This is a genomic window from Desulfolithobacter sp., from assembly GCF_054025815.1.
On record NZ_JBPMMS010000004.1, the window covers coordinates 93,984 to 105,396 of the forward strand.

At 57.2% G+C, this 11,413-nt stretch carries 10 protein-coding genes; 8 read left to right on the plus strand and 2 right to left on the minus strand.

The features are described 5' to 3' along the window. Positions 1-70: 70 nt before the first annotated feature. On the minus strand, positions 71-1,843 hold the full coding sequence (locus ACXJJY_RS01230) for a phosphohexomutase domain-containing protein (RefSeq protein WP_456384847.1): 1,773 nt from the start codon (positions 1,841-1,843) through the stop codon (positions 71-73). Positions 1,844-2,157: 314 nt separating this feature from the next. Here ACXJJY_RS01230 and ppsA point away from each other — a divergent pair, with 314 nt between their 5' ends. After that, positions 2,158-4,608, plus strand: a complete 2,451-nt coding sequence (gene ppsA / locus ACXJJY_RS01235; protein WP_456384849.1) for a phosphoenolpyruvate synthase — start codon at positions 2,158-2,160, stop codon at positions 4,606-4,608. A 120-nt stretch (positions 4,609-4,728) separates the two neighbouring features. Here ppsA and ACXJJY_RS01240 read toward each other — a convergent pair whose 3' ends face one another. Beyond that, positions 4,729-4,923: a Trm112 family protein gene (locus ACXJJY_RS01240; RefSeq protein WP_456384851.1), complete on the minus strand. Its 195-nt coding sequence runs from the start codon at positions 4,921-4,923 to the stop codon at positions 4,729-4,731. Between the two features lie 236 nt (positions 4,924-5,159). On the opposite strand from ACXJJY_RS01240, the gene ACXJJY_RS01245 reads away from it, so the two are divergent. The 7 genes from ACXJJY_RS01245 (at position 5,160) to gspK (ending at position 11,379) form a co-directional block, all read left to right on the plus strand. Next, a complete protein-coding gene (locus ACXJJY_RS01245) occupies positions 5,160-6,191 on the plus strand; it encodes a molybdopterin-binding protein (protein ID WP_456384852.1) in 1,032 nt (343 codons plus the stop codon). Between the two features lie 20 nt (positions 6,192-6,211). Continuing rightward, on the plus strand, positions 6,212-8,017 hold the full coding sequence (locus tag ACXJJY_RS01250) for a delta-60 repeat domain-containing protein (RefSeq protein ID WP_456384854.1): 1,806 nt from the start codon (positions 6,212-6,214) through the stop codon (positions 8,015-8,017). A gap of 200 nt (positions 8,018-8,217) precedes the next feature. Then, the gene (gene gspG / locus ACXJJY_RS01255) at positions 8,218-8,679 is read left to right on the plus strand and encodes a type II secretion system major pseudopilin GspG (RefSeq protein WP_456384856.1); all 462 of its coding nucleotides are present in this window, start codon (positions 8,218-8,220) and stop codon (positions 8,677-8,679) included. 64 nt (positions 8,680-8,743) lie between these two features. After that, positions 8,744-9,286 carry a pilus assembly FimT family protein gene (locus ACXJJY_RS01260; RefSeq protein ID WP_456384858.1) on the plus strand — a complete coding sequence of 181 codons (543 nt, stop codon included), beginning with the start codon at positions 8,744-8,746 and terminating at the stop codon, positions 9,284-9,286. Beyond that, a complete protein-coding gene (locus tag ACXJJY_RS01265) occupies positions 9,270-9,704 on the plus strand; it encodes a type IV pilus modification PilV family protein (RefSeq protein ID WP_456384860.1) in 435 nt (144 codons plus the stop codon). Before ACXJJY_RS01260 ends, ACXJJY_RS01265 begins: the two co-directional genes overlap by 17 nt. Beyond that, entirely contained in the window at positions 9,701-10,420 is a 720-nt protein-coding gene (locus ACXJJY_RS01270; protein ID WP_456384862.1) for a PulJ/GspJ family protein, read from the plus strand. Before ACXJJY_RS01265 ends, ACXJJY_RS01270 begins: the two co-directional genes overlap by 4 nt. After that, positions 10,417-11,379: a type II secretion system minor pseudopilin GspK gene (gene gspK / locus ACXJJY_RS01275; protein WP_456384864.1), complete on the plus strand. Its 963-nt coding sequence runs from the start codon at positions 10,417-10,419 to the stop codon at positions 11,377-11,379. The genes ACXJJY_RS01270 and gspK overlap by 4 nt, the downstream gene beginning before the upstream one ends. The last annotated feature ends 34 nt before the right edge of the window (positions 11,380-11,413 follow it).

The following is an 11,413-nucleotide window of genomic DNA, read 5'->3' on the forward strand; positions in this document are numbered from 1 at the left end:
GCTACTATGTTTTTGCCGTTGCCGGTGTGACCGATTTGTAAGGGGCCTCTATACCGGCAGATTTGAGACTCTATGACAACAGACCGATTTCGGCAAGCATGGATTTTGCCGCTTCAACAAGAAGTGGCGTTTCTTCCCTGTTCCTGGCTTCCACGTAGAAGCGGACTTTGGGCTCTGTACCTGAAGGCCGGATCATGATCCAGGAATTGTCTTCAAAGATCATCTTGCGTCCGTCGATGGTGATGACTTCCCTGATTTTCTTTTCTTTCCCGCCAACCCGGATGGTCGCTCCGACGCCATATTTTTTCAACTGGTCCAGGGCCCGGGTCAATTCGTCGCCCTGCAGGCTCACTTTCACTCCGTCCCGGGCCGGAAAATAGGAGCCGAACCGTGTTTCTATTTCCCGAAGATAGGCGCCCAGGCTCTGCTTCCTGGTTTGAACCATGTCCAGGGCCAGGAGCAGGCCGATGAAGGCGTCTTTTTCCGGGGTGTGACCAATGATGGAAATGCCGTCCGATTCTTCAAAGAACACCAGGGCCTGGCCGATCACAGGCTTGAACTCCTTGAAACCAACCCGCGGCTCAAAGACATCTTCGCCAAAGGACTTTGCCAGGGCGTTGGCCAGGTTGCTGGTGGCCACGGTCTTGGCGACCATTCCCTGCTTTCCTTTGATTTCATGGAGAAAGTGATAAGCCATGGCTCCAAACTGGTTCATGGAGATCTCGACCTCTCCGTCGGTGAACCGGATCCGGTCTCCGTCCGGATCAATGACCGCTCCCACCTTGAACGGTTCTGGCCGCTGGCCAAGGGCTTTCATGGTGGGCTGCATGTTTTCCGACGACGGTTCCGGGGCGATGCCGCCAAAGGTGACGTCGGCGTTGTCGCGCAGGACTGCAAGCCGGTCGTCCTCCTCTGTAAGACTGGCGCCGGAATTGCCGAGAAGCGGGCGGATATAGCTGCGAGCTGCCCCGTGGACAGGATCGATCACCACTGCCACATCCCGGTTCCGGGCAAAGGTGCGGAGGATGGCATCGTAATCAAGACCGTGGCGGTCCCGGTTTTTTCGCACCAGGTTCTGCCAGCTGGCCAGGGCGTCTTCCCGAACGACCCCGGGTATCCGATCCAGCGGCCGTTGCAGGTCCAGGTCAGCGGGGATGAACTCGCTCTCTCCCGCCTCGATAATCCGCCGGGCCTGCTCGGTGATCCGATTGGTCAGAATCGGTGCGGCCGGCCCGGCATCGGCCCCGTTATACTTGAATCCGCCATACTCCATGGGGTTATGGCTCGGCGTCAGGTTGATGGAAAAGGCCGCCCGGCGCTCAAGGACCGAGGCGGAAAGGATGCCGGTCGTGGCCTCGCCGGCATACAGGATGCGGACGTTTTCGGCCGCCAGCACGTTTATGGCTGCCAGGGCCAGGAGCTTGCCGCCGAATCGGTTGTCAAACCCCACTACACAGCCTCGCTCCTGCATCTCGGCAAAGTCTGTCACCCCGAGAGCCTCGCGCAGCGCAACGCTGGTTTCGGCCTCCCGGTACAGCCCCAGGATGGCGGCGGTGACAAAGGCCACGGAACGGATGGTAAGGTCCTTGCCCAGGATGCCTCGCCAGCCGGAGGTGCCGAAGGTGACCGGGTTGCGAGGTCTGTCCATGCTGGTCAGGATTTCGTCGCGCAGAAACCCGTAGACGCGGTCGACGGCTGCCTGCCACCGGGCCCGTTCCTCCGCATCCTGTGCCCGGTTACGTCCGGCCACCAGTTCTCTGATGGCGGCAAAATAGTCGCTTTCGCGGTGCTCCGGTTTGACATGGGTGGCGATGATCCGGTCTATTGTCTGCTGAATATCCATTTGCTTCTCCCGGCTGTGGTGGCTGATGTCTGGTGCGGGAATCGGGTGTGAGTCAGGCATCTGCTTCATGTTCAGGCCGCTGCCCGCGCCGGGTAATATAGCCTTTTGATATTCGGATAGCAAATAAATGAGCGGAGAATCGCGATTTGAAGACAGTCTTTCAGGGCTGTGCAACCACGTGATTTATGACGTTTTGGTTGACCTGAAAGTAAAAATTTTATAATTAAGAAAGGATATAGAAAAAAGACAGGCTGTTTGGCCGTTTTTTTGAAGCAACAATCTTTGTATCTATAATCTGAGAGGGAGAGAAACACATGGGAGCACCGAATAAAAAACTTATCCTCTGGTTCGAAGAGATCGGCATCGAGGATGTGCCGATAGTTGGCGGAAAGAATGCATCGCTTGGCGAGATGTACCAGCATCTCACTTCAAAGGGTGTCAAGGTGCCCCACGGATTCGCCATCACCGCCTATGCCTACCAGTACCTGCTCAAGGAAGCCGGGGTGGAGCAGGCCATCAGGGATGCCCTCGAAGGCCTTGACACTCACGATCTGCGCAATCTGCAGGAGCGGGGTAAAAAGGTCCGGGAGATCATCCTCAATGCCGAGTTTCCGGAAGATCTCCGTCAGGTTATTGTCGATAATTATCGCAAGATGGAAGAGGAATACGGTGAGGGCGTCGATGTGGCGGTCCGTTCGTCGGCGACGGCCGAGGACCTGCCCGACGCCTCCTTTGCCGGCCAGCAGGAGACGTACCTCAACATCCGGGGTCCCGAAGCCCTGATCGACGCCTGCAAGCGCTGTTTTTCCAGCCTTTTTACCGACCGGGCCATTTCTTACCGACATGACAGGGGGTTTGGACAGTTCGATGTGTACCTCTCCATCGTGGTTCAGAAGATGGCCCGCTCCGATGCGGCCAGTTCGGGAGTTATGTTCTCCATCGATACCGAATCAGGCTTCGAGGATGCCATCTTCATCACCGGAGCCTGGGGCCTGGGTGAGAACGTGGTTCAGGGTGCGGTCAATCCGGACGAGTACTATGTGTTCAAGCCAACTCTCAAAGAGGGAAAGCGGCCCATAGTCGGCAAGCGGGTGGGGACCAAGGAAATCAAGATGATCTACGACAACGATCCCAATACCGACGAACCGGTCAAGAATGTGCCGACTACCCCGGAAGAGCGTGGCATGTACGTGATCACCGACGATGAGATCATCCAACTCGCCAAGTGGGCCTGTATCATCGAGGACCATTACGGCAAAGGCATGGACATCGAGTGGGCCAAGGATGGTGACGGTGTCAATGTGGGCACCGGTGAACTCTTTATTGTGCAGGCCCGGCCCGAGACCGTTCACTCTCAGGCCAATAAGAACATGATGGAGACTTATGTTCTCAAGGAAACCGGCAAGGTGCTCGTCCAGGGCCAGGCCGTCGGCGCCAAGATCGGCCAGGGTGTGGCCCGGGTTCTCGAGGACGTCAGCGATATTCATGATTTCAAGGCCGGGGAGGTCCTGGTCACCGACATGACCGATCCCGACTGGGAGCCGATCATGAAGATTGCCGGTGCCATCGTCACCAACCGCGGCGGCCGAACCTGCCATGCTGCCATCATCTCCCGCGAGCTTGGCATCCCCTGCGTCATCGGCACCGAGAACGGTTCCAAGGCCATCCAGACCGGCCAGGAAGTCACGGTCAGCTGTGCCGAGGGCGAGACCGGCAATGTCTACGAGGGGCTGCTCAAGTATGAGGTCGAGCGGCTTGATCTTGACAATATTCCCGAGACCCGGACCAAGATCATGATGAACGTCGGCATCCCGGAGAAGGCTTTCACCGAGGGCCAGATTCCCAACGACGGCGTCGGCCTGGCCCGCGAGGAGTTCATCATCAACTCTCATATCGGCATCCATCCTCTGGCTCTCTACAACTTCGAGGAGCTCAAGGCCAAGGCCGCTTCGGACCCGGAAATCGCCGCCATCGTCGAACAGATCGAGGCCAAGACCACGGCCTATCCGAACGACAAGAAACAGTTCTTTATCGATAAGCTGGCCGAGGGTGTGGGCCGGATCGGGGCTGGCTTTTATCCCAAGGACGTCATTGTCCGCCTGTCTGATTTCAAATCAAACGAGTACGCCAACCTGATCGGTGGTCAGCTCTATGAGCCTGAGGAGTCAAACCCGATGATTGGCTGGCGTGGTGCTTCCCGGTATTACGACGACAAGTACAAGCCTGCCTTTGAGCTTGAGTGCATGGCCCTGCTCAAGGCCAGAAACGACATGGGGCTCACCAACATCAAGCTGATGGTCCCCTTCTGCCGGACCCCGGAAGAAGGAAAGAGAGTCATCGAGGTGATGCGTGAGTTCGGTCTGGTCCAGGGAGAGAACGACCTGGAGGTTTACGTCATGTGCGAGATTCCCTCCAATGTCATCTCGGCCGACGCCTTTGCCGATGTCTTTGATGGCTTTTCCATCGGTTCCAACGACCTGACCCAGCTCACGCTCGGTCTTGATCGGGATTCCGACCTGGTGGCTCACATTTACGACGAGCGCAACGAGGCTGTGAAAACCATGATCCGCATGGTGATCGATACTGCCAAAAAACGTGGTCGGAAAATCGGTATCTGCGGCCAGGCGCCGTCGGACTTCCCGGATTTCGCCACTTTCCTGGTTGAGTGCGGTATAGACTCCATGAGCCTGATCTCCGACACCATTGTCAAGACCAGGCTGTTGGTGGCTGAAAAGGAAAAAGAGCTTGGAATTTCCCCAAGTTAAGAGATGACAGGCATAGCGGTAACAAAAAAGCGGGGCTCTGGGCCCCGCTTTTTTTGTGATAGCCTTCCCGAGCCCCACCGTGTTTATCTGCTTGGCAGGTATCGTGCCCCGTGGCTGGGGTCAGTGACTTCCCGCCGAGGCATCTTTTTTTTTCAGGGACCTGGCTTCGTCGATCAGCATGATGGGGATTTCGTCACGGATGGGATAGATCAGGCTGCATTGGCTGCAGATCAGGCCATCTTTTTTTTCTGTCAGGGAGACAGGGCCCTTACATTTGGGACAGGCGAGGATGTCGAGCAGTTCTTTTTGTATCATGACAATACCTTAGTTCCTTGTGTTGACGGCTTTCCTGAAAGATCGTATAAACCAGCATGCCTTGGCGGTGTTCGCCTCTGTGTAATCAGTAATAATTGTCGTTGTGATGCAGGTGGTTTTCGGTTTTAACTCCCACCACTTGCTGATTTTACCCGGCTGAGGTCAAACCTGCGGCAGACTGCATATTAAGCTGTTTTTTTTTCAAATTGCAATGATAACGATAGAGCGGCTCGTTCATGATCACCAAAAAAACCATACCTGTTGATCAGGCCGTGGGCATGGTTTTGCCCCACGATATTACCGAAATTGTCAAGGATGAATTCAAGGGACGGGCCTTTAAAAAAGGACATATCATCCAGCCCCGGGATGTGGAGCACCTTCGGCGTCTGGGCAAGGAACATATCTACGTTCTGGAATTGGGTCCGGGTGAGATCCATGAAAACGAGGCCGCGTTCCGGCTGGCCGAAGCCCTGGCAGGAGAGGGTACGCAGTTCAGTGATGAAGTGGTGGAGGGTAAGATCACAATCAAGGCGGCCTGCGACGGACTGCTCAAGGTCAACCGGCAAACGCTCCTGGAACTTAACCTTTTGGGTGAGGTCATGTGTGCCACCCTCCATGACAACACTCCGGTCAAGAGGGGTGAGCAGGTGGCAGCGACCCGGCTTATCCCCCTGGTGGGCGAGCGGACACTCGTCGATCGGGCTGTGTGTATTGCTGGAAGCGGAGAAAAAATCATCCGGGTGCTGCCCCTGAAAAAGGTCCGGGCCGGCTTGGTGATCACGGGCTCTGAAGTCTTTTACGGTCGGATCGACGACAAGTTCGAGAAGGTCCTGCGGACTAAGCTCGCCAAACTGGGCTCCGAGGTCGGCATCGTTCGTTTTGCTCCGGATGATCCGCAGCAGATTGCGGCCGAGATCCAGGCTTGCCTGGACAGTGGGGCCGAGTTGATCGTCACCTCCGGCGGCATGTCCGTTGACCCCGATGATGTGACCCGGCTGGGTATTCGTGAGGCCGGGGCGGAAGACATGGTGTACGGTTCGCCTGTCCTGCCCGGGGCCATGTTTCTGGTTTCCCGCATTGGTCAGGTGCCGGTGCTTGGCCTGCCCGCATGTGGCATGTTCCACAGTATCACCGTGCTCGACCTTCTTCTCCCGCGTATTCTGGCCGGGGAAACCATTGGCCGGCGGGAACTGGCCGATATGGGTCACGGGGGTCTTTGCCGTAACTGCAAAAAATGCCAGTATCCTGTCTGTCCCTTTGGTAAGTGAGGATATTCCTGGAAAACGTGATGCTCCGTGGCCGTCTTTTTTGCCTTTGTCTCCTGATATCGCTCTTGGTCTTCATCGCTCATGCCGCCCGGGCCGGGTCGGGTTATCGGCTCGATTCCAGCTTTGGAGCCGACGGGAGAATCGCGGTCCAGCTGGGGATGCACGGCGCCAGGGCCCATGCGGTGGTGGTTCAGCCAGATGGAAAAATTCTGCTCGGCGGATTTTCCGCCAACGCCAACCGGCGCGATTTTGCCCTGGTCCGCTTCAACCCGGACGGGACCCTGGACCGGGAATTTAACCGCGATGGTATGGTGCTTGTGCCGGTGGCCGGCGGCGGTGCGGTCCAGGCTCTGGCCCTGCATGCCGATGGCAGCATCGTTGCAGGTGGTTATGCCGAAAACGGACCGGATCGGGATTTTGCCCTTATTTGTTTGCGGCCAGATGGCAGCCTGGATCCCGGGTTTGGAAACCAGGGGTTGGTGATAAACCCGGTGGGCAATGGCGACGATGAAATCGGCGCCCTGGCTGTGGACCGGAAGGGCTCTGTACTGGTGGCCGGGACAGTCTCCGGCACCGCAGGTAATGTGTTGGCAATGGCCCGGTATCGTCCGGACGGCCGGCTCGATCCCGAATTCGGTACCCAGGGCATGATCCTCGCGGGTGCGGGGCGGGATGCCCTGGTCCAGGACCTGCTGGTCCGGCAAGATGGTCGTCTGCTGGTGGTGGGTTCGTTCCGGGACGGAAATCGGACCGGCGTCCTGCTGGCAGGTTTTCTCCCTGATGGCCGTCCAGATCTTGAATTCGGCGATCAGGGGAAGGTCATGTTTGCTCCTCATGGGGAGGTTTTCGAAGGGTACGGGGCGGACTTGCTCGGGGACGGTTCCATCCTTGTAGCCGGTTCCACGGGCAGCCCGGGTGAGCGTGACGCGGCCCTGTTTCATTTTCTCGCTGATGGCCGGCCCGATCCACTGTTTGGCCGGAACGGGGTCTATGTCATCCGGGCCTCTGTTGGAGACGACGTGCTCTGCGACCTCGCAGTGGACACCGACAGAATCGCCGCCAGTGGCTGGCTGGGTGTTGGATCCGGACGGGATTTTCTTCTGCTCACCTCCACGCTGCAGGAACTTGTTTCCAGGTCGCCGAAAAAGACCGGTCAATACGATAAAAAAAACCGCCCATGGCTCCGCATACGCGAGCTGGTGGTGCAGAAATCCCTTCCTCCAGCCTTTGTTCCCGCCGCTCCCGAGGGCACACCCTTTCAGATCGCGACCACCTCTTTCGGGAACGGCGAGGATATCGGTTATGGTGTGGCCGTGCAGCCGGACGGGAAGCTGGTTGTTGCCGGCGGCATGGGAACAGGTGAGAACACGGAATTTGCCCTGGCCCGCTACGAACAGGCTTCCATCATCCTGAAACCTGCGGACAGGGATGAGCTCCCGGCCGCAGGAGCGCAAAACCAGGCTCCCGTAACAGGAAAAGACCCGTCCCCGGATTCCAACTCTATGGATTACTGTTTCATCGCCACTGCTGCGTACGGTTCCCTGTGGCATCCGTATGTGTCGATCCTGCGCACCTTCCGCGACAGGTACCTGTTGCCCAATGCCCCTGGACGCTGGCTGGTTCAGGCCTACTACCACCATTCGCCTGCCCTGGCCCGGGTGATCGCCGCCAATCCTCTCCTGCGTCAGCTCACCTGTGTCCTGCTCCTGCCCCTGGTTGGCTTTGCCTGGCTTCTTATCCATCTTGGAACAAAAGCTTTTTTTGTTTTTCTCCTTCTGCTTGCCGTCCGGCTGACCCGCATTCCTTTCCGTCGTCAGGCCATGTGACTCCAGCCGGAACAAGTTCTCGTTTAGCAGTTGTCGCGGTGAAGTTCCCTTCCCCAAGGCTGATACAACACCCTGATAACATCCATGCCCGGTAAAAATGTCTGCAAATCCTCAATGGTGTGGTAAGATAAGATGATAATATGATAATGGGAATTGATTTGCCCCCATGGGGCACAATGAGAATCGTTCAATGTGGAATCATGTATTTTTTCAGAAAACAAAAACATGTTTTGCTGTCTTCCCGGGGATTCACCCTGATCGAGCTGATGGTGGTCATGGTTATTCTCGGCATTCTGGCTGGCCTTATAGTGCCGCGGATAATGGATCGCCCGGAGGAGGCCCGTCGGACCAAGGCTGCCATCCAGATCCAGTCTATCGAGCAGGCGCTCAAGCTCTATAAGCTCGACAATGGCCAGTATCCCACCACCGAGCAGGGACTCCAGGCCCTGGTGGAGCCGCCGGCCGTTGGCCGGCTGGCCAAAAACTGGCGCCAGGGCGGCTACCTTGACAAGGGCAGGGTCCCCAAAGATCCATGGGGCAATGATTTCATCTACATAAGCCCTGGTCTGCACGGTGATTTCGACCTGATGTCTTATGGCGCGGACGGTGAACCGGGTGGCGAAGGAAAGGACGCTGATGTCAATAACTGGGAACTGGAATAATCTTCTGACATGGCCGGGATTCTGTTCCGGGACCATGCGTGCATTTGTCTGCGGATATAACAGGATGTTGAAAAACGCAGCGAGAGGATTGGTTTTTCAGCGGCCTGTCAGCGGTTTTACCCTGCTTGAGCTTTTGCTGGTGATGGTGTTTCTCGCTATCATGACCGTCTTTGCCGTTCCCAGGTTGTACACGACTATGTTAACCGATCCCCTGAAGTCCTCGGCCCGCAGACTGGTCGGGTTGGTGGCGGAAACCAGCCAGAAGGCGGTTCGTTCCTCTCAGGGGCTCTATCTCCACCTGGACCTGGGAGAAGGGCGCGTCTGGGCGTCTGTGGACAAGGAAGGAAAAAACATCCCCGGGAACAGGGATACTCTGATCCAGCTTCCGGGCCAGGTGCGGATCCAGGACGTAGTTTCGGTGCATGGTGGCCGGCGCAGCGTGGGGAGCACGGCAATCTGGTTCAGCCGTAAAGGATATGTGGACAAAACTCTCATCCACCTGCAGGACCAGGATGGTGACCAGATGACAATTATGCTCTCCCCTTTTTTGTCCGTCACCAGGGTATTTGTCGGCTATCTTGATCTGGACGATGAACAGGTACGGTAACAGGCGGTGGCCCCATCTCTCCCCGGGCTTTACCCTGCTCGAGGTCATGGTGGCGGTTGCCATCATCTCCATTGCCCTGATAACCCTGATCGGCTCCCAGTCCCAGAGCGTGTCCATGGCTGGTGTTTCACGGGTCACGCTGACGGCCTCGCGACTGGCCCGGGAAAAACTTGCCGAACTTGTCCTGGCCGAAGCTGAGGACCTGGGGGCAGGGTCCGGTCGTTTTGACGAACCTTTTGCCGACTATGGCTGGCAGGTGGACGTGCAACGACTGGAGGCGGAAAAACTTGGGTTCGAAGATCCGGATAACATGCTGCAGACCGTGGATCTCCAGATAACCCGGGGCGACCCGGCCAGGGTCGTGTACCAGGCCAAAGCGGTGCTGCTCCAGGAACCGCAAACCGGGGCCCTTCCATGAGCATACGGCGCATGAGTTTCAGTCTGCCGGCAACCCGTGGTGGCATGACCCTGCTGGAGATCCTCCTGGCCATGGCTGTCCTGGCCATGGTGGTTGCCATGGTCTCCCTCTCCCTTTCCGGCAGCCTTGATGCCATTGAAAAAACTCGCACTGAAGGGAAACTCTATTACCGGGCCCAGATAACGCTTGAGCGAATCAGCGAGGATCTTGGTTCGGCTTTTTTGACTGATGATATCGATTTTGTCGGCACGGCCGGGGAAGGGGGCGGGGAACCGGTCGAGCTTTTGCGTTTTGGTTCCATGGCCCATATTGTCTTTGACCCGGCCAGGGAGCTCCCGGGACTGGGGCGGATAACCTATACCCTGGCCCCGGATAACGAGGGGACCGGCTTTATCCTCTACCGCCGGGACACCCTGTTTCGTCCCGGAGAGCAGGAGAACACGGATCAGGCAACGGACCACGGATTCCGACTCTGCGATCGGGTGCGGAGCCTTACATTTGAATATGTGGACCGGGAGGGTGGGATACACGACTCCTGGAATGGGGGTGAAGTAACAGATACGGAGAATCGTACATCCGGGCTGCCGGCAGCGGTGAACTGTGTTCTTGAACTGTGGCTTGACAGGGAAAAGGAACGTTTTCTGACTTTTTCTACCCGTATCCTGCTGCCGACCGGACTGCTGCAGGGCCAACAGGTCGACGAAGGAGAAGGATGATGCGCTTGCGGGACCGTTCGGGTATGGCCCTGTTGCTGGCCCTGTTTACCATCACTTTCCTGGTGGCTGTGACCCTGCAGTTCAACCGTGGCGTGACTTTTCGTCTTCAGGGTGCGGTTCATTTCCAGGAGACAACGCGGCTCGATACCATGCTGCTTGGCGGGCTCAATATCGCCAGGGCAGCGCTGCTTGCCGATCTCAAGCAAAACGATTTTGATTCCTTTCACGATGGGTGGGCCAGTCTGGATCAGGATGAGTTGACTACCCTGTTCTCTGCAGACCTGTTTGAGCTGCAGATCCAGGATCTTTCCGGCCGCCTGCAGGTGAACAGTCTGGCTCGGAGCGAGGAGCAGCGCCAGATCTGGATCCGTTTCCTCAGTTCAGGGAAATTTGGTATCGACTCCGTGGATGAGGCTGCGGCCCTGGTGGATGCCCTGGCTGACTGGGTGGATCCGGACAGCGAAACCCGTGATCAGGGGGCGGAAAACAGCTACTATGCAGGCCTTTCTCCGTCCTATGGCTGCCGCAACGGACCGGTGCGATACCCGGAAGAATTGCTCCTGGTCCGGGGCATGACAGCGGAGATTTTGTATGGTAACGATGAACATTCCGGGATTATTGATTATTTGACCATTACCGGCCAGGAGGGTACAATCAATATCAATACGGCTGCCGACCTGGTCTTAAGAGCCTTGCATCCAGAGATGAACGAGGAGACCGTGGCCGGACTGATCGAATTCCGCCAGGATCCGGATAACCGTGAGCTGCTGGCAGATCCGGCCTGGTACACCAGTGTTCCGGGAATGGCGGGGATAACCCTGCTGGAAAACATGGTCACCATCCGCAGTTCCTGGTTCCGGATCGGTATCCGGGCCCGTTCCGGCGAGATCGAGCGTCTGGGGAGCGGCATCCTCCACCGTCAGGAGAATTTGAGTCTGGTGTACTGGAAGGTCGAGTGATGATTTTTTTTCGTTTTCTGCCGAGACTGGGGCA

Coding starts and splice junctions, on each gene's coding strand:
- ACXJJY_RS01230 (WP_456384847.1), bottom strand. CDS start 1,843: ATGGATATTCAGCAGACAATAGACCGGATCATCGCCACCCATGTCAAA.
- ppsA (WP_456384849.1), top strand. CDS start 2,158: ATGGGAGCACCGAATAAAAAACTTATCCTCTGGTTCGAAGAGATCGGC.
- ACXJJY_RS01240 (WP_456384851.1), bottom strand. CDS start 4,923: ATGATACAAAAAGAACTGCTCGACATCCTCGCCTGTCCCAAATGTAAG.
- ACXJJY_RS01245 (WP_456384852.1), top strand. CDS start 5,160: ATGATCACCAAAAAAACCATACCTGTTGATCAGGCCGTGGGCATGGTT.
- ACXJJY_RS01250 (WP_456384854.1), top strand. CDS start 6,212: ATGCTCCGTGGCCGTCTTTTTTGCCTTTGTCTCCTGATATCGCTCTTG.
- gspG (WP_456384856.1), top strand. CDS start 8,218: ATGTATTTTTTCAGAAAACAAAAACATGTTTTGCTGTCTTCCCGGGGA.
- ACXJJY_RS01260 (WP_456384858.1), top strand. CDS start 8,744: ATGTTGAAAAACGCAGCGAGAGGATTGGTTTTTCAGCGGCCTGTCAGC.
- ACXJJY_RS01265 (WP_456384860.1), top strand. CDS start 9,270: ATGAACAGGTACGGTAACAGGCGGTGGCCCCATCTCTCCCCGGGCTTT.
- ACXJJY_RS01270 (WP_456384862.1), top strand. CDS start 9,701: ATGAGCATACGGCGCATGAGTTTCAGTCTGCCGGCAACCCGTGGTGGC.
- gspK (WP_456384864.1), top strand. CDS start 10,417: ATGATGCGCTTGCGGGACCGTTCGGGTATGGCCCTGTTGCTGGCCCTG.